The 20087-nt window shown below is 27.2% G+C and carries 28 protein-coding genes and 1 pseudogene; 24 read left to right on the top strand and 5 right to left on the bottom strand.

The genetic code is table 11. From position 1 onward, the window contains the following. Positions 1 to 110: pseudogene (locus tag V3V28_RS09140) on the top strand (IS982 family transposase); the annotation flags it as partial. On the opposite strand, the gene V3V28_RS09135 reads toward V3V28_RS09140, so the two are convergent. From V3V28_RS09135 to V3V28_RS09115, 5 genes are all read right to left on the bottom strand, one after another. Continuing rightward, positions 107 to 505: a hypothetical protein gene (locus V3V28_RS09135; protein WP_331364715.1), complete on the bottom strand. Its 399-nt coding sequence runs from the start codon at positions 503 to 505 to the stop codon at positions 107 to 109. The pseudogene V3V28_RS09140 and the gene V3V28_RS09135 sit on opposite strands and share 4 nt — an antisense overlap. A gap of 457 nt (positions 506 to 962) precedes the next feature. Further along, positions 963 to 1301, bottom strand: a complete 339-nt coding sequence (locus V3V28_RS09130; protein WP_331364714.1) for a hypothetical protein — start codon at positions 1299 to 1301, stop codon at positions 963 to 965. 14 nt (positions 1302 to 1315) lie between these two features. Beyond that, a complete protein-coding gene (locus V3V28_RS09125; protein ID WP_331364713.1) occupies positions 1316 to 1810 on the bottom strand; it encodes a hypothetical protein in 495 nt (164 codons plus the stop codon). 5 nt (positions 1811 to 1815) lie between these two features. Beyond that, positions 1816 to 2244 (bottom strand): hypothetical protein, encoded by a 429-nt coding sequence (locus V3V28_RS09120; protein ID WP_331364712.1) that lies wholly within the window; start codon positions 2242 to 2244, stop codon positions 1816 to 1818. Next, positions 2244 to 2867 carry a hypothetical protein gene (locus V3V28_RS09115; RefSeq protein WP_331364711.1) on the bottom strand — a complete coding sequence of 208 codons (624 nt, stop codon included), beginning with the start codon at positions 2865 to 2867 and terminating at the stop codon, positions 2244 to 2246. The genes V3V28_RS09120 and V3V28_RS09115 overlap by 1 nt, the downstream gene beginning before the upstream one ends. Before the next feature lie 175 nt (positions 2868 to 3042). Between V3V28_RS09115 and V3V28_RS09110 the strand changes: the two genes are divergently transcribed. From V3V28_RS09110 to V3V28_RS09000, 23 genes are all read left to right on the top strand, one after another. Next, complete coding sequence (locus V3V28_RS09110; protein ID WP_331364710.1) at positions 3043 to 3288, top strand: hypothetical protein; 246 nt, start codon at positions 3043 to 3045, stop codon at positions 3286 to 3288. 2 nt (positions 3289 to 3290) lie between these two features. Then, positions 3291 to 3617 carry a helix-turn-helix transcriptional regulator gene (locus V3V28_RS09105; protein ID WP_331364709.1) on the top strand — a complete coding sequence of 109 codons (327 nt, stop codon included), beginning with the start codon at positions 3291 to 3293 and terminating at the stop codon, positions 3615 to 3617. Next, positions 3610 to 3834, top strand: a complete 225-nt coding sequence (locus V3V28_RS09100) for a hypothetical protein (protein WP_271676542.1) — start codon at positions 3610 to 3612, stop codon at positions 3832 to 3834. The genes V3V28_RS09105 and V3V28_RS09100 overlap by 8 nt, the downstream gene beginning before the upstream one ends. 2 nt (positions 3835 to 3836) lie before the next feature. Further along, a complete protein-coding gene (locus V3V28_RS09095) occupies positions 3837 to 4067 on the top strand; it encodes a hypothetical protein (protein WP_331364708.1) in 231 nt (76 codons plus the stop codon). 69 nt (positions 4068 to 4136) lie between these two features. Continuing rightward, positions 4137 to 4451, top strand: coding sequence for a hypothetical protein (locus tag V3V28_RS09090; RefSeq protein WP_271676544.1), 315 nt, complete (start codon positions 4137 to 4139; stop codon positions 4449 to 4451). Between the two features lie 4 nt (positions 4452 to 4455). Continuing rightward, complete coding sequence (locus V3V28_RS09085) at positions 4456 to 4653, top strand: hypothetical protein (protein ID WP_271676545.1); 198 nt, start codon at positions 4456 to 4458, stop codon at positions 4651 to 4653. Between the two features lie 127 nt (positions 4654 to 4780). Then, a complete protein-coding gene (locus tag V3V28_RS09080; RefSeq protein ID WP_331364707.1) occupies positions 4781 to 6838 on the top strand; it encodes an AAA family ATPase in 2058 nt (685 codons plus the stop codon). A gap of 27 nt (positions 6839 to 6865) precedes the next feature. Then, positions 6866 to 7765, top strand: coding sequence for a recombinase RecT (locus V3V28_RS09075; RefSeq protein ID WP_331364706.1), 900 nt, complete (start codon positions 6866 to 6868; stop codon positions 7763 to 7765). 1 nt (position 7766) lies between these two features. Next, on the top strand, positions 7767 to 8510 hold the full coding sequence (locus V3V28_RS09070) for an MBL fold metallo-hydrolase (RefSeq protein WP_331364705.1): 744 nt from the start codon (positions 7767 to 7769) through the stop codon (positions 8508 to 8510). 2 nt (positions 8511 to 8512) lie between these two features. Next, a complete protein-coding gene (locus V3V28_RS09065) occupies positions 8513 to 8854 on the top strand; it encodes a hypothetical protein (protein WP_331364704.1) in 342 nt (113 codons plus the stop codon). Positions 8855 to 8991: 137 nt separating this feature from the next. Beyond that, positions 8992 to 9243, top strand: coding sequence for a hypothetical protein (locus V3V28_RS09060; RefSeq protein ID WP_271676553.1), 252 nt, complete (start codon positions 8992 to 8994; stop codon positions 9241 to 9243). A 20-nt stretch (positions 9244 to 9263) separates the two neighbouring features. After that, positions 9264 to 9881, top strand: coding sequence for a hypothetical protein (locus V3V28_RS09055; RefSeq protein ID WP_331364703.1), 618 nt, complete (start codon positions 9264 to 9266; stop codon positions 9879 to 9881). Further along, positions 9882 to 10652 carry a hypothetical protein gene (locus V3V28_RS09050; protein ID WP_331364702.1) on the top strand — a complete coding sequence of 257 codons (771 nt, stop codon included), beginning with the start codon at positions 9882 to 9884 and terminating at the stop codon, positions 10650 to 10652. Positions 10653 to 10718: 66 nt separating this feature from the next. Beyond that, on the top strand, positions 10719 to 13025 hold the full coding sequence (locus tag V3V28_RS09045; protein ID WP_331364701.1) for a ParB/RepB/Spo0J family partition protein: 2307 nt from the start codon (positions 10719 to 10721) through the stop codon (positions 13023 to 13025). 2 nt (positions 13026 to 13027) lie between these two features. Further along, positions 13028 to 14701, top strand: coding sequence for a DEAD/DEAH box helicase (locus V3V28_RS09040; protein WP_331364700.1), 1674 nt, complete (start codon positions 13028 to 13030; stop codon positions 14699 to 14701). 129 nt (positions 14702 to 14830) lie between these two features. Continuing rightward, complete coding sequence (locus V3V28_RS09035; RefSeq protein WP_331364699.1) at positions 14831 to 15604, top strand: Lin1244/Lin1753 domain-containing protein; 774 nt, start codon at positions 14831 to 14833, stop codon at positions 15602 to 15604. Continuing rightward, positions 15585 to 16259: a hypothetical protein gene (locus V3V28_RS09030; RefSeq protein ID WP_331364698.1), complete on the top strand. Its 675-nt coding sequence runs from the start codon at positions 15585 to 15587 to the stop codon at positions 16257 to 16259. The genes V3V28_RS09035 and V3V28_RS09030 overlap by 20 nt, the downstream gene beginning before the upstream one ends. 8 nt (positions 16260 to 16267) lie before the next feature. Then, positions 16268 to 16966, top strand: a complete 699-nt coding sequence (locus tag V3V28_RS09025; protein WP_331364697.1) for a hypothetical protein — start codon at positions 16268 to 16270, stop codon at positions 16964 to 16966. 3 nt (positions 16967 to 16969) lie between these two features. Next, a complete protein-coding gene (locus tag V3V28_RS09020) occupies positions 16970 to 17689 on the top strand; it encodes a hypothetical protein (protein WP_331364696.1) in 720 nt (239 codons plus the stop codon). A gap of 45 nt (positions 17690 to 17734) precedes the next feature. Beyond that, positions 17735 to 17971 carry a hypothetical protein gene (locus V3V28_RS09015; protein WP_331364695.1) on the top strand — a complete coding sequence of 79 codons (237 nt, stop codon included), beginning with the start codon at positions 17735 to 17737 and terminating at the stop codon, positions 17969 to 17971. A gap of 46 nt (positions 17972 to 18017) precedes the next feature. After that, on the top strand, positions 18018 to 18773 hold the full coding sequence (locus V3V28_RS09010) for an HNH endonuclease signature motif containing protein (RefSeq protein ID WP_331364694.1): 756 nt from the start codon (positions 18018 to 18020) through the stop codon (positions 18771 to 18773). A 1-nt stretch (position 18774) separates the two neighbouring features. Further along, the gene (locus V3V28_RS09005) at positions 18775 to 19209 is read left to right on the top strand and encodes a hypothetical protein (protein WP_331364693.1); all 435 of its coding nucleotides are present in this window, start codon (positions 18775 to 18777) and stop codon (positions 19207 to 19209) included. 15 nt (positions 19210 to 19224) lie between these two features. Next, on the top strand, positions 19225 to 20001 hold the full coding sequence (locus V3V28_RS09000; protein WP_331364692.1) for a phosphoadenosine phosphosulfate reductase domain-containing protein: 777 nt from the start codon (positions 19225 to 19227) through the stop codon (positions 19999 to 20001). Positions 20002 to 20087: the final 86 nt, after the last annotated feature.

Raw genomic sequence — 20087 nt, 5'->3', positions numbered from 1 at the left:
GTTTTAAGACTAGAATACTCTCAAAATTAACCTCATTAACAATTATTCAATTCATTAATAAGTTTACTTTTGATAGAAATATTAACAACTTAAAAATTAGTATTATTTAAATGCACAACGGGTTATTGATTATTGAATTTGATATGTTGCTTCTAAAAAGTTCTTTACCGTTAATGTAAATTACTGCACCATCATCAATTTGTGCTCTTAATTCATAAGCTAAATAATGGTTGTTTATTGTTATATTTTTTTTAAAGTACTTTGTAATTTCTTTATTGTTAGAATTGTTTCCAAAAGAAATGTTTGTTAATACCTTTTTATCTCCGTAACCTAAAGGACTAATTCCTGTTTTCCAATCTTTAAAATCAGACTTATGCATCCAATTAGAATTTAAGTATCCATTATCAAAATAAGACCAAGTATCACCAGTCTTTATAATAATTTCTTGAGAGAAATTATTATAAGACACAAAAATGAAGAAGATTATTAAAAAGGTTTTTTTCATAATAAATTTGTTAGAGATATTTTAATAATGTACAAATATAGTAGGTATTATGTGAATAAACACAGTTAGTAGTAGATTAGTTGTTTGGTAGTTGTTTATTTATTTATCTTTTATAGCTAATTTTGTAGTTATTAATTGAAGAGTTGTGTAGTGTTTATTGGGGGATAAATTTTTACAGAAAACATTCAAAAAAGGCGTGATTTTTAATCACGCCTTTTGTTTTTTTCTATAACCAGAATAATTAATGTGTATTTACATCATCATAGAATGGTAAATATTCTGAACATCGTAGTAATGTCTTATTTCCCTTATTTATAAAGGTTTTGTTGGGTTTTTAAATACTGATTTGTTCATTATTTGTTCAAAAAAGATAGTTTTTTAAAGAAAACCACTCAATTAAGAATGGTTTTCTTATTTTCAAATCTGTATTAATTTCAAGGATGTAATTTGTTTTTAATTAAAAATATTTTTTTTCTTTCATGCATTTGTATGCAATTTCATTTGCTTTTATTCCTTGTAAATTATTTTGACTTTTGAAAGAATTAATTTTTTTGTTTGTGCATTTTCTAATTTCTTTAGCTTTCTCTTTGATGTTATTCAATGTGCCTAAAGGAATTCTTTTTTTATTGAATAATGTAACAATCCAATCTCCAGTAGTAGCTAACTTGTTTTTTTCGGTTGCATTTTTCCATTCTAGCAAGTTTTTATTGTGTAATGTCCCACCTTTATGCCATTCTTGTGCACTTACATTTAATGTGAAAGATGTGATTATTAAAAATGTTATTAATTTTTTCATGAGTTATATTTTATTTAATCTGTTTTACTAATTATGTTCCATGTCATCCCTTTTAAAAATGTGCTATTTTCTTTTCTGTAAGCAGTTAGTTGTATTCTATTGTATTTATGAATTCCAATAATTGTATCACTTATCATCTTCATTGTTCTTACATTAATTTTTGAAGAACTTATATTTTGAGTAAAAAGAGTATCTTTTTTTATTTTATAATAAGCATATTTTCTCCACAAACTATTCTTTTTAGGTTGGTCAGGGGAATCCTGGTGTATGTATGTTCTCATCTTTTCGCTGTTTTTGTATGTTTTTTTGCCTAATAATACATCTATATGATCTTTTAAATTTAATGAGTATTGTGTTCCATCTTTCAAAAACATAATTGAAAGAGTTGATTCGTCACCATCATCAATCCATGATTTATTTTCGATAAATGACTTTAAATCTTTAGATTGATTATTGCATGAAGTAATTGTAATTAAAACAACCACAATAATTGTAATAATTTTTTTCATGAGTTTTAGTTTAATTTATTTAATCGTTTTTTCCAATCTTCAGCATTTTTAAAATTAGGATGCTTTTCAATGGAATTTTGTAAATGTTGTTTAAGTTTTTCTTTTTGTTTGGTTTTTCCATAGAGTATAATTAATCTATGAATAGAATGAGCATAATTATGTATTTTTAAAATTGGTTCTGAATATGCAAATTCTAATCCTTTTTCGTATGCAATAATAGCATCTTCAATTTTCTTTTCTTTTTCTAATTTCTGCCCTTTTCTTGAATAATCAAAATATTTAGTATGAACTTTATCTATGCCTTTATTCTTAACTTTTAAATCATTTAATTTTTTCTCAAAATCGTATTTTCTTTCTGCTTTTTCATTCTCATAATTAAAAGCTAAAACAACTAATACGATAATAATTATTGCGAAAAATAAAATGAAGCCCATTATATAAAATTTTGTGATATTTTTCCTTTTACTGCAAACATTGCAATAATATCTTCTTTGTTTATAGGTGTATCTCCTTTGTATGCAGGATTGGAGGATCTTAATATTATTTTACTTAAATTTTCATGCGGATGAATATCTTTAACAGCTTTATAATTGTCTGCATTTTCATTTGTTATGACAAGATAAGTTTCACCCCACATTATAATATCTAAATTAAAAACTTGTTTCACAGCAAGTCTTTCGCCATTTTTATATTTAGGAAACATACTGTCTCCATAATTATTTACATAAGCTGTACAATCATTAAAAGGTTGGTAATCTACATAAAAGGAAGGTTCTTCTACAACATCACTAAAACTTCTAGTAATACTGCTTGTTACATCTATATCATAATAAGGCACTTTGTTTTCTTTTTCGTTAGCAATTATATTTTCAATAGGTTTATTTTCTAAATATGTATTAAATACATATTCAATATGTTTGATTTTTGTTTTCGGTATTTTTTTAGTTCTATATTCCCAATTATTCAATGTATCAATAGTTATACCTAGCATTTTTGCCTGTTCTTCTCTATCAATATTGTATTTTTCTCTAAACTCTTTTAAATGCAAAACATTCATTTTCAATTATTTATAACAATTATGTAAATAAAATGTATTAATTACATAATTATATTTGTTGAATATGTAATTAATATGTAATTAATATGTATATTTGTGATGTGCTACTACACAAATGTACTTAAACAAAGTGTTTGCACAAAATATAAGTTTGAAAATACCAAATATTAGGGATATGAGATTCAACATTATTAAACAGATCAACTTAAACTTTCCAAAAACTGCTTTTGCATATAGATATATGCAACGTGACTGGAAGAATGTAAAAACGTTAGAAGAAGCATTAGAATTTTATCATAAATGGCATAATGATATGCTAACATCTGTAAATCCTGTAAGAATTAAAGCTATTAAAAGTATTGTTTATCCTTTGTATGCAATGCTTACTGGAACTTCTTTTGAAAGTAAAATAGCAGTTTAATTATGGATTTATCAAAAACAGAATTTAGAGTTTCAGCACATATAACTGCTGGGTATGATGTAAAAGAAATTGCATCAAAATTTCATAGATCATACCATACAGTTGCAAGTCAGATAAAGACTATTAGGTTAAAAAACAAACTTAAAAACTTGGCAGAAATATCAAGAGAATTTGTTTTAGAATTTGGAGACCCAAGGCATTATATAGCAATGGTTTTTTTAATAATTCAAGTAGGATTGTTTTTCAATATTGAAGATGATGAATACAAAAGAACAAGAAAAACAAAAATAGCAAGAACCAAAATTGCATCAAAAAAACACAATGGATAAAATAGACAACATAAAAAACCTTTTTGGGCAAATTAAAAAAGAGAATAAGAATGATTTGTATGAAAAAGTAGCAGATGAATTCAAGATGAAAAAATCATCTGTTAGAACAGGTTGGTTTGTGAGGTTTGAAATTCCAGAGATATACAATGTTCAGGATAATCTTATTGCATTTATGCAAAACTATATAGTAAATCAGAATTCAAAAGTAGAATTATAAATATGAGTATGCCACTTAACTTAACAGGGAAAAATTTTTGTGAAACAATAGGTATAGCCTACAATGGGCAAATACTTCAAAGTTTAAGAGAAAATAAACTTGTTGATTTTTTTAAGGTTGGAAAAAAGTATATGTATCCAGTTGAAGATGTTAAAAAAGTAAGTGACAAGTTAAGGAATGGAGAAATATCTATTAAAACAAATGATGGGTATTATATAACAATTAATAAGTAAAGTTTAAACAAAGCATCTCTTGATGTTAGTTAGGGGGAACTGATAGGGATGTTTTTAAAACAAAATATTATGGAAGAAAACAGAATAGTATTTATAACAGTAATAGCAACATTTATTTTGTTTGTATTAATCGTTATTGCTTTAATTCTTTTCATTAAAAAAGCAACTCCTAAAAAGTTAACAAGAGAACAAATAGACATTATCAGATTTAGAAAAATACTAAAGAATAAACACCTTTTTGATAAGTTGACAATTCAAAAGGCACAACAAGGATTAGATAATTTAGAAGATAAATACTTGCTAAAAAAAATGAATGAAGCAGATAGAAATGATACTGTTTCAAAAGAACAAATATTTAAAGCATTAGACACTAAAAATAATTAAAACTATGTATTTCACAAAAGAAAGAGTTGACATTACTAAAAGAGTAGAAGAAGGAAAAACGACACTATTTATTGGGTTGAGTTTAGAAACTCAACAAGAAGCTGAAAAATTAGCTAAACAAAAAAGAAGCTACATATATGATGCATACACAGATAATGAATTTGATAAACGTGTGATGGTTGGGTATGCAGTTCCAAATTAAAAAACTAATTCGTCTGAAAACAAAACAAGGAGTTTGACGGATGCTCCTTTTATATAAAAAAACCTCGCTATTCGAGTAACGAGGGTAACTATTAATAATAACAGTTTAATTAAATCATTGCAAAATTATGGAAAATTCAATTGCCATTAAAGAAATCAACCTTATAAATTTTAAAGGTGCAAGAAATCTAACAATCAATTTTAACCATATCACTAATATTTTTGGAGATAATGGAACATTTAAAACAACTACAAATGATGCTTTTGAATGGTTGTTTTTTGATAAAGATTCTACAGGAAGAAAGGATTTTGAAATCAAAACTTTAGATAAAAATAATAAAGTAATTCCTAAAATAGAACATGAAGTATCAGCTATTTTAAAAATAAATAATGAAGATATTTCTATTAAAAAAATACTTCGTGAAGATTGGGTAAAGAAAAGAGGTTCACAACATTCAGAATTTAAAGGAAATAAAACTTATTATTTTTGGAATAAAGTACCAAAAACTAAAAAAGAATATCAAGACAAAATTACTTCTATAATTGATGAAGTTATTTTTAAATTAATAACAAGTCCTTTAGAATTCTGTTCTGGAACTTGGGGGGATAGAAAAAAACCAATGTGGGTTAATAGACGAAATGTAATTACTTCTATTGTGCCAAACCCTACTAATATTGAAGTTTTAGATGCTATTTCTACTATTGAGAATAAGTCAAATATTATGAAATTGACAAATGAACTTAATAAAGGAAAAGATATTGATGAATACAGAAAACAAATTGCTGGAGAAATAAAAAAATTAAAAGATGAAATTAAGTTTATTCCTACAAGAATTGATGAAGTTTCAAGGAATACACCAGCTGCTTTAGATTTTGCAAAACTGAAATCAGAAAAAGAAACACTTATTAAATCTATTGAAACTATTCAATCTCAAATAGATGATAAAAACAAAGCATATGATGCTATTTTGTTAAAAAGACAAGAAGTTTCAAATAAAATATTTTCATTAAAATCTAAACTTCAAAATATAGAATTTGAAGTAACACAATCTATTCAATCACAATTAAAATCTGGAAATTCAGAATCAGAAAATTTACAGAAAGAATTAGGTACTAAAGAATTAGAGTTAAAATCTGCGGACAATGCAATTGTTACTCTTAATTCTCAATTAAATTCATTGCAGAACCAACTTAATAACATCAGTAGTCAAATTGATGATAAACGTAAAGAATGGGAAGCTGAAAATGCAAAAGAGCTAAACTTCAACGAAAATGATTTCTCATGTCCTACATGTAAAAGAGGGTTTGAAGCTCAAGATGTACAAAACAAAAAAGCGCAATTAGAGAAAAGTTTTGTTGACTCAAAAAACAACAAACTGATTGAAATTAACAATCAAGGAAAATCATTAGCAGAACAAAAAAAATCAATTGAAGAATCAATTTCAACTTTAAAAGAAAGAATTGAAAAAGGAAATAATACATCAAAAGAATTAACTCTTGAGGTTGTAAATATTGAAGCTAAAATAGAAAATGCTTCTAAAAACAAATCAGAAACACCATTAGAAGATTTCTCAAAATTAGTTGAAAATGCACTTTTAGAAAATGTAGAATATCAAAACATCAAAAAAGAAATTACAGTTAAAGAAGTAGCTAATACAACTGTAAATCCTGTAAATGTAGATTCTTTAAAAACAGAAAGAACTTCTTTAGAAACTCAAATAAAAGAAATTGACAATCAATTATTAGTTGAAACTCAAATAGCAACTTCAAATAAAAGAGTTTCAGAATTGGAGAATCAAGAACAAACATTGGCACAATCAATATCAGATTTAGAATGTGAGCAATTCACTATTGAAAACTTCATCAAAAAGAAAATTGACGCTTTAGAATCAATGATAAATGAAAAGTTTAGTTATGTAAAATTCAAACTTTTTGAAATTCAAATTAATGGTGCAGAAGTAGAATGTTGTCATGCTTTAATTGATGGTGTTCCTTTTTCTGATGCAAATACAGCATCAAAAATAAATGCTGGTTTAGACATCATTAATACACTTTGTGAATTTTATAAAGTAACAGCTCCAATTTTTATTGACAATAGAGAATCAATTGTAAATATCATTGATTGTAAATCTCAAATAGTCAATTTGATTGTGTCAAAACCAGATAAACAATTAAGAGTAGCATAATAATTAATAACCTAAATAATTGAAAAAATGAGTACAGAAACAACAGCAGTAGCAACAATTAAAAAAGATATATCTACACAGGTATTAAGTAAGATTGACTCTTTCCAAAAATCAGGAGAATTAACATTACCAAAAGATTATAAAGTAGAAAATGCATTAAAATCTGCATATATAATTTTATCAGATCCAAAAGACAACATTTTAGCAAAATGTGATAAATCATCAGTTGCTGAAGCATTATTAAAAATGGTAGTGTATGGAGTTTCTCCAATTAAAAAGCAATGTTACTTTATTCCTTATGGAGATAAATTAGAATGTTCAATTTCTTATGCTGGTAATATTGCAATTGCTAAAAGATATGGAAACCTTAAAAGCATAAAAGGAAATGCAGTTTTTGAAGGAGATACTTTTGAATTTGAAGTAGACCAAAACACAGGTAGAAGAAAAATTACTAAACACATTCAAACTTTAGAAAGTGTTGGTTCTGGAATTGTAAAAGGTGCTTATTCAGTAATTGAATTGATAGATGGAACTATAGATGTTGAGATTATGAACATCAAACAAATTGAAGCTTCTTGGCGCCAAGGTGGAGCAAAAGGGAATTCTCCAGCACATAAAAATTTTCCAGATCAAATGGCTATTAAAACTGTGTCAAACAGAGCATGTAAATTATTAATAAGCACATCTGATGATTCTGTTTTGTATGATTCTATTGAAGATGAACCTAAAGTTATTGATGTTACTGGGGCAGATGTTGAGCATGAAATTAAAGAAAAATCCAATAAGAAAGAACTTTCTTTTGATGATGTTGAAGTTGTTGATGCTGAAGAAATTCAAGAACAACCAATTGAAGAATTAGTTAATGAGGCTAAAGAGAAAATAGCTCAAGAATCAATTCAAACAGAAACTACAGGACCAGGGTTTTAAAATGAAATTAAAAGTAATAGGCACAGGGAGTAAAGGCAATTGCTACATTTTAGAAAATGAGCATGAAGCAATCATCATTGAATGTGGTGTAAATGTAAATGCTATAAAACAAGCTTTGAACTTCAATATTTCTAAAGTGGTTGGTTGTATTGTAACTCACGAGCATTTAGACCATGCAAAAAGCATTAAAGAATTAATAAAATCATCAATTAATGTATTTGCAACAAAAGAAACATTTGATGCTTTAAAAATTGAATCTGGCTACAACAAAAGAGCAAAACCAATCAATCAAAAAGATAGTTTCAAAATTGGAGGTTTTAAAATTATGTCTTTTGATGTAAATCATGATGCAGCAGCTCCTGTTGGTTTTTTAATAAATCATAAAGAAACTGGTAATGTATTATTCTTAACAGATACTTTCTATTGTGCCTATACTTTTAAAAATTTGAATAACATCATTATTGAGGCCAATTACTCAAAACAAGTTATCAAAGAACAATTAGATAAAGGACTTCCTGTTTTTTTAAGAAATCGAATTATCAAATCTCATATGAGTTTAGAAACTTGTATTGATACTTTAAAAGCAAATGATTTATCAGCTGTAAATAACATTGTTTTAATCCATTTATCTGATGGTAATAGTAATGAAGTTGAATTTGAAAAATCAGTAAAAGAGGCAACAGGTAAAACAGTAACAGTTGCAAATAATGGAATAAGTATAAATTTTAATAAAACACCTTTTTAGAAATGGCAAAACAAGAAACAAATTTTAATTGGAGAGATTTTAAGGGAACACCAGGAGAATGGAGAGTTGGAAATAATTTCAGTAATATAATTACAGACTATAAAACTGAAAGACCAACATACACTGAAGAAAGCTATGAAAGTGAAAAAAAATATTATGGTGGTTATTTAGTTTGTGAAAGTGTTTCTAAAAAAATAGATGCCAAATTAATAGCTGCTGCACCACAAATGCATCAACTATTGAATGAATTCATTTGTCAAGGAATGAAAGATAAACCTAACCAAGAATCAGTTTTTGAAATAACTGCCAAAGCACAACAATTGTTGATTGATATAAATGATTAAAAATACTTGATAGTAGGAGGGTTAAACTATCACTTTTTTCATAGCAATTTTTCCCACCTCTTTTAATAGTGGAGGTGGGTTTTTTAAAACAAGAAGAGTTAAAAAAGAATTAATCATCGCAAATTAAAAATATTAAAATGGGAGTTGTTACAGGAAAAATAACAGAAATAGAAGATTTATCTCAAGGAGTACACGTGAAAAATAAAATCACAATTAAAACCAATTCAGGATTTGCATACATAGAATGTAGAGGACCACTTAAAAGATTAAGTGATGACATGGTTATTGGAGACGAAATTATTGTAGAACATGGATATGATGGTAGGGTTTCTAAAAAATCAGGAATCAAACATAATAATTTACCAGCAATTAGTATCAAAAAAATATAATAACCATTAATAATTAAATCATGAGCACAATAACAATTAAGTCAGGAAAAATATCAAATAGAATGTTTTTACATTATTCATTTGAAGAAAAGAAACCGGAATCAACAGACACAGTAAATAAGAAATCAGATTTACCAATTCATGTTGATTGTCAAGTAGCATATAATAATCTAATTCCTCATTTAATGCTTTTGTGTGAACAGGAACCAATATCTGATGAAATAAGAGATTCAATTGAAAATGGTGTTGGTGATATTCATGATGAAGAATCATATTTTAAAAATTATAGAGTAACAGAATTTAAGATTACTGGATCTGCAAATTCTGAAGGTGTTGTTTTATCAGGAACCAGGTATTTATCTACTGGAAAAACAATCAGTTTAGCAACTCCTTTTATTCGTTGGGATAATGAAGATTATAAAGATATTTCTGAATTAGCTGAAGCTGTTGAAAATGTAAGAGAAGAAGTTTATCAATACTACAAAGGAAAACATGCTCCTTTACCAAAACAGGAATCATTTGATTTTGATGAAGAATTTGAAGATGAACCTATTGATTCATTAAAAGAAATAGGAGAAAAATTCAAAAAAAACATGAAAGATGCAGGTGTAACTGTAGAAGTTTCAACATCTAAATAAATGAATTCTATTAGCAAGACATATAATAAAGATTGCATGATTGATTTGCCAAGTTATGAAGATAATCATTTTGATTATGCATTTGTAGATCCAAATTGGGGAATTAAAGAAACATCAATTAATCCTGATTGTAGAAATAGACCTGTTACTCAAAAGAATGGTAAAAAATTAAGTATTTCTTCTAAAAATTATTCAACATCAAATTGGGATGTAACAAAACCAACAAAAGAATATTTCAAAGAATTATTTAGAATATCAAAATTTCAAATAATAAAAGGAGGTAATCATTTTACTCAATTATTACCAGATGTTTCTTCAGGTAGAATTATTTGGGATAAAGTAAATGGGACTAATGATTTTTCAGACTGTGAAATATTTTGGACAAATATATTCTCAAGTGTTAGGTTGTTTTCATATATGTGGAATGGTATGTTTCAAGGAGAATCTTTATTAGAACCTAAAAAGCCACAAGGAAATAAAAAACTTTATGAAAAAAGAATACACCGTTCTCAAACACCAGTAAAAGTTTACGATTGGTTTTATAAGAATATTATACCTGTAGGCTCTACAATTATTGACACTCATTTGGGTAGTGGTTCTAATCGAATATCAGCATATAAAAGTCAATGCGATTTTACTGGTTATGAAATAGGGAAAAAAGAATATTTAGATCAAGAAATAAGGTTTAAAAATATCAAACCAGATTTAGATTCAGCTTTATTATTTCACAATCAAACTAATCAAGAATTTTCACAAACAAAATTAATTTAAACAACTTTTTTGGAACTGAAATTTATCTATTAAGTTCCATAAATAAACATAATAATTGAAAAAATAATGGAAACAATCATTGAAAACAAATTACAGATTTTAGAATTGGATAAAATATTCATTTCAAAAACAAACCCAAGAAAAACAATTCATGAAAAGGGATTAAATGAACTTTCTCAAAGTATCAAACAAAAAGGAGTAATTCAACCAATTTTGGTTAGGCCTATTGGAGATAAATTTGAATTAGTTTGTGGAGAAAGAAGATATAGAGCTTCTTTATTAGCTGAATTAAATGTGATTCCAACTAACATTAGAGAATTGTCAGATGATGAAGCTTTTGAATTGCAAATCATTGAGAATTTAGAACGTAAAGATGTACATCCGTTAGATGAAGCTGATGCATTTAAAAACATGTTAGATAGTGGTAAATACACTATTGAAGATGTAGCTGCTAAAATGGCAAAAACGGAATCATTTATTGCAGGAAGATTAAAATTAGTTGATTTGATAGATTCAATTAGAACTGATTTTGTCAAAGGTTTTTTAGGAATTGGTCATGCTACATTAATTGCTAAATGTGATTCATTTAAGCAAGAAGAGATATATAATGATGCTAAACCATGGAGAGATGGTGATGAACCAAATTATGGAACGTATCAGGAATTAAAAGAAAATATAGAAGATGAATTATTAGACCTTACAACAGCTCCATTTAGTTTAATTAGCAAGACTTTAGTAAAAGGTGTTGGTGCATGTTCATCTTGTCCGAAACGTTCAAAAGCAAATCCTATTTTATTTGATGAATTCCAAGATGGAGATAATTGTTTTGATGAAAAGTGTTTTAATAGTAAAACAGAAGCATTCACTCAAAAGGAATTAGCAAAAATAATCAATGAAAATTTAGATGTATGTATTGTTGCTGGTGGTAAACCAAGTGATTTTATTATTGATATGTGTAAACAATTCAATGTAAAAATCCTGAAACATTGGGATGATTATAAAAATTATGATGGTTCTGGTTATGTTGAGAAAAAAGCATTTAATGTTTCAGGCTCTGAAGCTGGTACATATGAAAAAGTTTTTGTTAAAATTAATTCATCTAATAGTAATGAATCATCAACTGCAGATTCTGGTAATGAAACTATCAAACAGGATATTGAGAAAATAGAAGCTAGAGCAAAACGTGCTTTAGAATTAGATGCAGAAAAAGTTTGGAGTAAAATTTTAGATGTTGACAATAAAGTGTTTAAAAACAGTTCAGAACCACTTTCTAATCATGAAAAAAGAGCTTTGGTTGTTGCTATGCATAATCATTGTTATCAATTACATAATGAATTGGAATTTGTAAAAAATACAACTATAGAAACTGTTTTAACAGAAGCTATTCCAGATCAATTGGTAAATCTTGCTGAAAGATGCTTTATTGCTAATACTTTAAATCATTCTTATGGATCTCATAAAACAACAATACATGCAGCAGCTTATAAGCAAGTAATGGAAGATTACTATTCAGAAGATGTTAAACAAATTGAATCTGAACAAAAAGAAATTGCAGACAAGCGCATTGAAAGAACTAATAAAAGAATTTCAGATTTACAAGCAAAATTATCTAACAAATCAGATGTAATTGAATTCAATGAACCTGTAAAGGTTGATTATTCAAAACCAGAAAAGACTTTTGAAAAAGTATCTAAAAAATATGCTTTAAACAATTCTTATTTTAAAAACAGAAAAACTGATTATCCAGCAAACCCATTAGAAGTTTTAGATTATTGGATGCAACATAACGAATTGCCTTTTGATATGGGAGATGAATCTAATTGGATGTATGAAGTATGGATTGAATATCAAAAAAGAAATTCAGTTTATCATTCGCAATTTTTCACTCCACCAGCAACTGCAAATCAAATTTCAAATCTAGCAGATGAATATTTTGATAAATCAAATCCATATGTATTAGATGCATGTTGTGGTTTTGGGATGCTAACAACATCATTAAAATCTAAAGGATTTATTGTTGATGGTTTTGATATTTCAAATGATTTATTAAAAATGTATGATGCATCAACAGAATCATTTTGTGGTATTATGGATTTTAAAGAATTCAATCCTGAAAACAAGTATAAATCTATTGTTTCAAATCCACCTTATGAAGTAAAAGAATTAACTGCATTCTTACAAAAATTGTATGAAATATTAGAAGATGATGGTACTGCAATTCTTTTGATTCCAAAAGGATTTATGGTAAAAGAGAGACCAAAAGCATTGGTAGAAATTATATCAAAATTTGATGTAATTCACAATGAAAATATGGATGAAGAATTTGCAAGAACTAAAATATCAGCTGAAATAGTTGTTTTAAACAAGTTGTAAAAATGCAGATCATTCAACACCCAAATGAATTTCATATTCGCATACCATTCAATAACTGGAGGGTAAGAAATTTAGATGCAGTAAAGAGTTTATCAAAAAGGCGCTTTGACCCTGTAAAAAAGATGTGGATTGCACCAAACTATATTGCTGATGAAGTTTTGAAATTGGTGCAAACACATAGAGCTGAATTATTGGTAGTAGAAAAACAACAGGCAATTAAAATAGAAGAATTGCCTGAATTACCAACATTAGATTTTGAAATTCCATTATCTCATCCAGATGGTTTTGGTTTTAGGCCATATCAAAATAAAGGAGTTGCAAGAGGTTTACAAATGAAAAGGTTTATCAATGGTGATGAACAAGGTTTAGGTAAAACTTTACAATCTATAGGTACAATTCATGGTGCAGACTTAAAAGGAGAAAAGACATTTCCTTGTTTAGTTATTTGCCCATCATCTACCAAAATAAATTGGCAAAGAGAATGGAAACAATGGGCTGGTAGAACTGCAATTGTTTTAGATAATAAAAATAAAAATACCTGGCACCGATTTTATGAAATGGGAATGGCAGATGTTTTTATTACAAATTATGAAAGTATGAAAAAATTCTTTGTTGATTCAATGCCACCAAAGGGTAAAATGAGGAATTCAATGGATATAAAATTGAATGAAAGAACTAATTTATTCAAGTCAATAATAATTGATGAATCTCATAGATGTAAAGACACTAAAACTCAACAAACAAAATTTGCATTAAGAATTGCAATGGGTAAAGATTGGAGGATATTATTAACAGGAACACCAGTTGTAAATAAGCCAATGGATTTATATCCACAATTAGCAATAATGGGACATCTAAATAAATTTGGAGGAAGCAAAGGTTTTAAAATGCGCTATTGTGAAGGTGGTAGTGGAGCTGCTAACTTAAAAGAATTGAATTTCTTATTGAACAAACATTGTTTTTTTAGAAGAGAAAAAATTGATGTAGCTCAAGATTTACCAGACAAACAAAGGCAAACCATTCTTTGTGATATTACTACCAGAGATGAATACAATAAAGCTAAAAATCAATTTGTAAAATACCTTGAAGAAAAAGGATGGGATGATAAAGAAATAGCTAAAAAATTACGTGGTGAAATAATGGTGAAAATGGGAGAATTGAAACGTATTTCAGCATTAGGAAAATTGGCAGAAGTAAGAGAATTTGTTAAAGAAGTAATGGATTCTGGAGAAAAACTAATTGTGTTTTGTTCTCTTCATGCAATAGTAGATGCAATGCTAAAAGAATTTCCTGAAGCAGTAACTGTAACTGGTAGAGATTCTATGGATCAAAAACAAGAAAGTATTGATGCATTTCAAAATAATCCTGATGTAAAATTAATTGTTTGCAACATTAAAGCTGCTGGAGTAGGTATTACACTTACAGCTTCATCAAGAGTAGCATTTATTGAATACCCATGGACATATGCAGATTGTGTTCAATGTGAAGATAGAGCGCATAGGATAGGTCAAAAAAACAATGTGATGTGTACATACTTTTTAGGTCAAAATACTATCGATGAAAAAATGTTTCAAATGATTCAAGCTAAAGCATCAACTGCTAATGCAATTACAGGGGCTACAGATGAAATGAAAACTGATTTTATAGATAATGTAATGGATTTATTTAAAAGCTAATGAAATGCTCTAATACATCATGTAAAAGCAATAAAATAAAGTATAAACATAGTTTTATTCAGGAACATGTTTATGAATGTAAAAAGTGTGGTCAGATAATAATAATCAAGCGAAAAAAACAATATTAAAATGGCAAGACCTCAAAAAAATAATGTTGACTATTTCCCTTTCATATGTGAAGAAGGTAATAAAATGTTCTATTTAGAAGAAATATATGGAAATGATGGTTTTGCAACTTTTGTAAAGCTTTTGAGAGAATTAGCAAGAACTGATTTTCATTATTTAAACTTATCTAAAACAAGTACTACAATGTACTTGTCAGCAAAATGCAAAGTATCTAAAGATGTTCTTATTGCAATCATAAATGACCTTGTAGATTTAGGAAAATTTGATGATGTTTTATGGAATGAAAATAAGATAATTTGGTGTCAAGATTTTATAAATGGTATTCAAGATGCTTACAAAAAGAGAAATAATAAATGTATCACTTATGATAGTTTACTTATGCTTTTATCAAGTTTAGGTGTACGTAAACCTAATAAAAGGACACCTAAAGAACCCGAAAACCCACAAAGTAAAGTAAAGAAGAGTAAAGGAGATGAAAATAAAGTAAATGTAAATACACCAATTTTCGCATATGATTTTATAAAAAAAGAAAAACAAAGTGAATTAGAAATCTTTGAAATGCAAAACAAAAAATCATTTCCAGATTACGAAAAATTTATTGAAAATTTCAATAACAAAGTTGTGATGGAACAATTAGAATTTGAACCAAATGTTTTGCTAGCAAGATTAAGAATGTTAAACACAAATTGGGATAAAAAACCAAAATTAGAAAAAAAGGAAATCACAAGTGATAAAGTAATCTCAAAATTAGCAAAGTATGGAACTAGATCAGATTAATAAAGCAGCATATGGTTCAAAAAATAAAATTATTGAAAATTTTATTCCAGCAAATGATTATTTCAGGCTATTTAAAAAACATGCTGGAGAAGATTTTATTTACAATCAAGATAATGAAAAAGTGATTAAAACAATTGGAAGATATTTCTGTGGTTTATCAAATATCAATGAATTTGGTAAAATTTTAAATATAAAAGATGAAGAAGATAATGATTCAATTTTAAAAAAAGGATTGTTTGTTTTTGGAGAAAATGGAGTTGGTAAATCTAAATTATTTGAAATAATACACAAAATTGGAAAAGAATATCATCAAGAAAAAAGAATTCTAACTAGATGTTATTTTCAAAAAATAAATGCAAAACACTTTGTAAATCATTTCATGAAAGAAGTCACTAAATGGCAATCAGATTTTGATTTAGAAAGATATTACAAAGGAAATTTATACATAGGAGATTTAGGCCAAGAAGATTTAGCTTTTAATAAAAAAGAGCTTTTAGGAGATATTTTGTATGAAAGAAATAGAAGAAAAGGATTCTCATTTTGCTCAAGTAATTTATATCCAGATGAAGTTGGTGTCAGATATGGAAATGCAATTGGAGATCGATTAACACAAGATTTTAATATCATTCAATGGAATGGTGAAAGCTTTAGATAATGAAAAACATGAAATCAAAAGACATAACTAAAGCACTTTGGTATAATTATCATAACAGGGATTTTAAGCTTGATAATTCATTTATTTATTCATGGGAAAGTGATTTCTTCAGTATAACTAAAACAGGTTTTGCTCATGAGATAGAAATAAAAATATCAAGATCAGATTTCTTAGCAGATTTCAAAAAAATTAACAAGCATGAATCTTTAAATCAAATTTTTAAAGGAAATAAATTATGTGTTTTTAGAAATGGATTAGAATATCATGTTAAAATACCAATAACCAAACCAAAACTAAATAAAAATGGTGTTAGAATGAGAGATGAATTTTATAAAATAATATATGAAAATACTGGAGTTTTTAGGAATTCTGTAAGAATGACAAAAGAGTATAATATACCTAAAACACATCAAAATTTAGACACAAAATTAATTAGTACAAGTATTCAAATATTAAAACCAAAGGTTCCTAATAAATTTTATTATGCTGTTCCTGAAGGGCTAATCTCAAAAGAAGAAGTTCCAATATATGCTGGTTTATTATACATCAATGAGAATAGCATTAAGGAAATAAAAAAAGCTCCTTTTATTCATAAAGAAAAATTAGACTTAACAAAAGTATTGCTTGATAAATTTCATTATTTGAGTTTAAGACAAAAAAATGAAATCTCATTTTTAAAAGTGAATAATAACAATAATAAAAAATAAATTATGAAAACACATCCAATACTATTTAACACAAAAATGGTAAATGCAATTAATTCTAATGCCAAATCTCAAACTAGAAGATTGTTTAAAAATAATAAACCTGAAACAAATGCTCTTTTAATAAATATTTATGCTGGCATAGATGTAGAAAAGTGTAAAAATGAATTAATGAGAACTCACAAAGTTTCTTGTGGAGATATTTTTTGGGTACGTGAAACTTTTGCAAAATTGTGTCCTGTTGATAAAAATGGTTATACAGATTTTAATAAAGAAATGATTTTCTATAAAGCAGATGGAGAACCTGATATTATAAAATATGATGCTGATGGTTCAGAACTAGAAAATCAATTTATGAAATGGAAACCGTCAATTTTTATGCCTAAAGATGCATGTAGGCAATTTTTAAAAGTAAAAAATGTGAGGTTGGAGCTATTGCAAGAAATTTCTTCAAATGATGCAAAATCAGAAGGAATTGATATAACTGATGATTATTGGGGAACAGATGGTGCACGAAATTATATGTGGGGAGAAGAATTTGGGTTTAAACATGAGTTCTTTTTCGCAGATGGTAACTATGGAATAGAGAATTTAAAAAATCATGATGGTTACAAAGCAAGTTTTTTCTCTTTATGGATGTCAATTCATGGGAAAGAATCATTGATGCTAAATCCACTTGTTTGGGTTTATGATTTTGAAAAGATAGAAAAACCAATATCATTTTAGTATCTAAAAATTTTGAGACAAGGCCAAATATCATATCAAACAAAATTGAAGCAACTTAAAAAGCAATATAAGTTGTATGATGATTTCTTGGTTGAAGAAAAAACTACTGAAAAGGAACGAAAATCATTGATTACTGAAATGGTAAGAATTTCAGATCTGATTTTTCAAATTGAAAAACTACCTGTTGGAGATTTTTTTTCAGCAGCTGATGATTACATGCAACAATTTGAAAGTAAAATAAATAAAAAACAAGATTATAAATTTATTAAAAGCAATACCTAAAAAAGTTTTAACACCAGAGATTGAAAATTATATCAAAGAAAACTATTTGTTGCAAAGTGGTGCTTCAATAGGTAGAAAATTCAATATAGCAAAGCATGTAGTTAATAGATTTAAACGAAATAATAATTTGGTGGTTCCTGTTGAATTGAAAAAGAAAATGCGTTTAGATGCATTTCATAAAGCAACAAAAGGAAAAACAAACTTTACAGAAAAAGAGGACCAATTTATAAAAGACAATTATTTAAAGCTTCCAGTAAAAACTATTGCTGATAAAATTGGAAGAAGTGGAACAGGTGTTAATACAGCTCTTAAAAGAATGAATTTAGAAATTCCTGATGAAATTATTAAACAGAATAAAAAAATCGCTCAATTCGAAAAAGGACATGTGCCAGAAAACAAAGGTAAAAAGCAAACAGAATACATGTCTGCAGAAATGATTGAAAGAACAAAAGCTACAAGATTCAAAAAAGGAAACTTACCTCATAATTCACAAGGAATTAATAATGGAGATATACATATCAGAAAAGATAGTAAAGGCAGGTATTACAAATGGATAAGAGAATCATTAGGTGTTTGGAAAATGTTACATGTTTTTAATTGGGAAAAAGAGTTTGGACCTATTCCAGATGGATATATAATAGTTTTCAAAAACAAAGATTCTATGAATTGTGAGTCATCAAATTTGGAATTAATAACCAGGGCAGAAAATATGGCTAAAAATACTATTCATAGATACCCATATCACATCAAAGAAAATATACGATTAATATCAAAAATAAATAAAACAATTAAAAATCAATAACATGACAGAAGATGTTTATTCAAGACTTGACCAATTAGTAGGAGAAGAAAAATCATATCAAGGTCCCAAAATTACAATAGTATCATTTAAAGAAGTAAATCAAACTATTGTTGTAAAAACAAACTCAAGGACATTAGTATTTACTCAAATAGAAATTGATGATTTTTTTAAAGATTTAAAAGATGTTTCTGAAGTTCAAGAGAGTTTACCATCAACAGTAGAAAATCAATCAATGAATGTTTCTGTTAATGGTTATCAACCATCTGCAGAAAACCAAACATTAAAAGCATCATTGTTAAGTGTTTTAGAAGATATAAAAACAAAACCAAGTAAAAAGAATCGTGAAAAAGCAAAAGCTGTTTGTGATGTAGCCAATACTATGGTGAATATTCAAAAAGCAGAAATTCAAATGATTAATGCAATTAAAAGAAAGTAGAAAGAGAAAACTAAAATGGATTATATCAATTTGAATGATTTGCTAAAAATATTAAGAGATGAAAAAACAATTGTTGTTTCAAATCATTCTGGAGGAAAAGATAGTCAAGCTATGTATTTGAGATTAAAAAATATTGTACCAGCTCACAGATTAGTAGTTATTCATTCTCATTTACCAGAGGTTGAATGGGATGGAACAGAAAAATTTATAAAAAATACAGTTGAACACGAGTTTTTTGTAGTACAGGCTGGTAAAACATTTTTTGAAATGGTTGAGCATAGGAAAATGTTTCCCAGTCCAAAAAATAGACAATGTACTAGCGATTTAAAACGTGGGCCAATACAAAAAGAAATTAGAAGGTTGTGTAATGAGCGTGGATTTACAACTGTATTAAATTGTATGGGATTACGTGCTGAAGAAAGTTCAAGTCGTGCCAAAAAAGAAGTATTGAAATTAAATAAAACTCAAACCAACGGAAAACGTGATTGGTATGACTGGTTGCCTATTCATAAAATGCTTACTACTGAAATATTCGATTGTATTAAAAATAACGGACAAAAACCATTTTGGACTTATGCAAAAGGATTATCGCGTAAAAGTTGCTCTTTCTGTATAATGGCAAGTGAGGAAGATTTGTGTATAGCAGCAAAGTTGAGACCAGAACTATTAGATAAATATGATTATTACGAAAATAAATTTGGGAAAACTATGATGATGCCAACTAAAAAGAAAGGTAAAAGAACATTAAAGCAGAACCTGTTGTGCATTATAAAAAAGCTGTTCATTGATTAAGAGAATCGTATATTTAATTGAATTTCAAACATTTAAATAGATGAACAGCTTTAGAGCAAATTACGAGAAAATTTTAGAGGTATTAA

Source organism: Polaribacter sp., assembly GCF_036480315.1.
Lineage (GTDB): Bacteria > Bacteroidota > Bacteroidia > Flavobacteriales > Flavobacteriaceae > Polaribacter.
Note: the sequence above shows the minus strand (reverse complement) of the source record. Positions and strands in the feature narration are given on the sequence as shown.

Coding starts and splice junctions, on each gene's coding strand:
- V3V28_RS09135 (WP_331364715.1), bottom strand. CDS start 505: ATGAAAAAAACCTTTTTAATAATCTTCTTCATTTTTGTGTCTTATAAT.
- V3V28_RS09130 (WP_331364714.1), bottom strand. CDS start 1,301: ATGAAAAAATTAATAACATTTTTAATAATCACATCTTTCACATTAAAT.
- V3V28_RS09125 (WP_331364713.1), bottom strand. CDS start 1,810: ATGAAAAAAATTATTACAATTATTGTGGTTGTTTTAATTACAATTACT.
- V3V28_RS09120 (WP_331364712.1), bottom strand. CDS start 2,244: ATGGGCTTCATTTTATTTTTCGCAATAATTATTATCGTATTAGTTGTT.
- V3V28_RS09115 (WP_331364711.1), bottom strand. CDS start 2,867: ATGAATGTTTTGCATTTAAAAGAGTTTAGAGAAAAATACAATATTGAT.
- V3V28_RS09110 (WP_331364710.1), top strand. CDS start 3,043: ATGAGATTCAACATTATTAAACAGATCAACTTAAACTTTCCAAAAACT.
- V3V28_RS09105 (WP_331364709.1), top strand. CDS start 3,291: ATGGATTTATCAAAAACAGAATTTAGAGTTTCAGCACATATAACTGCT.
- V3V28_RS09100 (WP_271676542.1), top strand. CDS start 3,610: ATGGATAAAATAGACAACATAAAAAACCTTTTTGGGCAAATTAAAAAA.
- V3V28_RS09095 (WP_331364708.1), top strand. CDS start 3,837: ATGAGTATGCCACTTAACTTAACAGGGAAAAATTTTTGTGAAACAATA.
- V3V28_RS09090 (WP_271676544.1), top strand. CDS start 4,137: ATGGAAGAAAACAGAATAGTATTTATAACAGTAATAGCAACATTTATT.
- V3V28_RS09085 (WP_271676545.1), top strand. CDS start 4,456: ATGTATTTCACAAAAGAAAGAGTTGACATTACTAAAAGAGTAGAAGAA.
- V3V28_RS09080 (WP_331364707.1), top strand. CDS start 4,781: ATGGAAAATTCAATTGCCATTAAAGAAATCAACCTTATAAATTTTAAA.
- V3V28_RS09075 (WP_331364706.1), top strand. CDS start 6,866: ATGAGTACAGAAACAACAGCAGTAGCAACAATTAAAAAAGATATATCT.
- V3V28_RS09070 (WP_331364705.1), top strand. CDS start 7,767: ATGAAATTAAAAGTAATAGGCACAGGGAGTAAAGGCAATTGCTACATT.
- V3V28_RS09065 (WP_331364704.1), top strand. CDS start 8,513: ATGGCAAAACAAGAAACAAATTTTAATTGGAGAGATTTTAAGGGAACA.
- V3V28_RS09060 (WP_271676553.1), top strand. CDS start 8,992: ATGGGAGTTGTTACAGGAAAAATAACAGAAATAGAAGATTTATCTCAA.
- V3V28_RS09055 (WP_331364703.1), top strand. CDS start 9,264: ATGAGCACAATAACAATTAAGTCAGGAAAAATATCAAATAGAATGTTT.
- V3V28_RS09050 (WP_331364702.1), top strand. CDS start 9,882: ATGAATTCTATTAGCAAGACATATAATAAAGATTGCATGATTGATTTG.
- V3V28_RS09045 (WP_331364701.1), top strand. CDS start 10,719: ATGGAAACAATCATTGAAAACAAATTACAGATTTTAGAATTGGATAAA.
- V3V28_RS09040 (WP_331364700.1), top strand. CDS start 13,028: ATGCAGATCATTCAACACCCAAATGAATTTCATATTCGCATACCATTC.
- V3V28_RS09035 (WP_331364699.1), top strand. CDS start 14,831: ATGGCAAGACCTCAAAAAAATAATGTTGACTATTTCCCTTTCATATGT.
- V3V28_RS09030 (WP_331364698.1), top strand. CDS start 15,585: ATGGAACTAGATCAGATTAATAAAGCAGCATATGGTTCAAAAAATAAA.
- V3V28_RS09025 (WP_331364697.1), top strand. CDS start 16,268: ATGAAATCAAAAGACATAACTAAAGCACTTTGGTATAATTATCATAAC.
- V3V28_RS09020 (WP_331364696.1), top strand. CDS start 16,970: ATGAAAACACATCCAATACTATTTAACACAAAAATGGTAAATGCAATT.
- V3V28_RS09005 (WP_331364693.1), top strand. CDS start 18,775: ATGACAGAAGATGTTTATTCAAGACTTGACCAATTAGTAGGAGAAGAA.
- V3V28_RS09000 (WP_331364692.1), top strand. CDS start 19,225: ATGGATTATATCAATTTGAATGATTTGCTAAAAATATTAAGAGATGAA.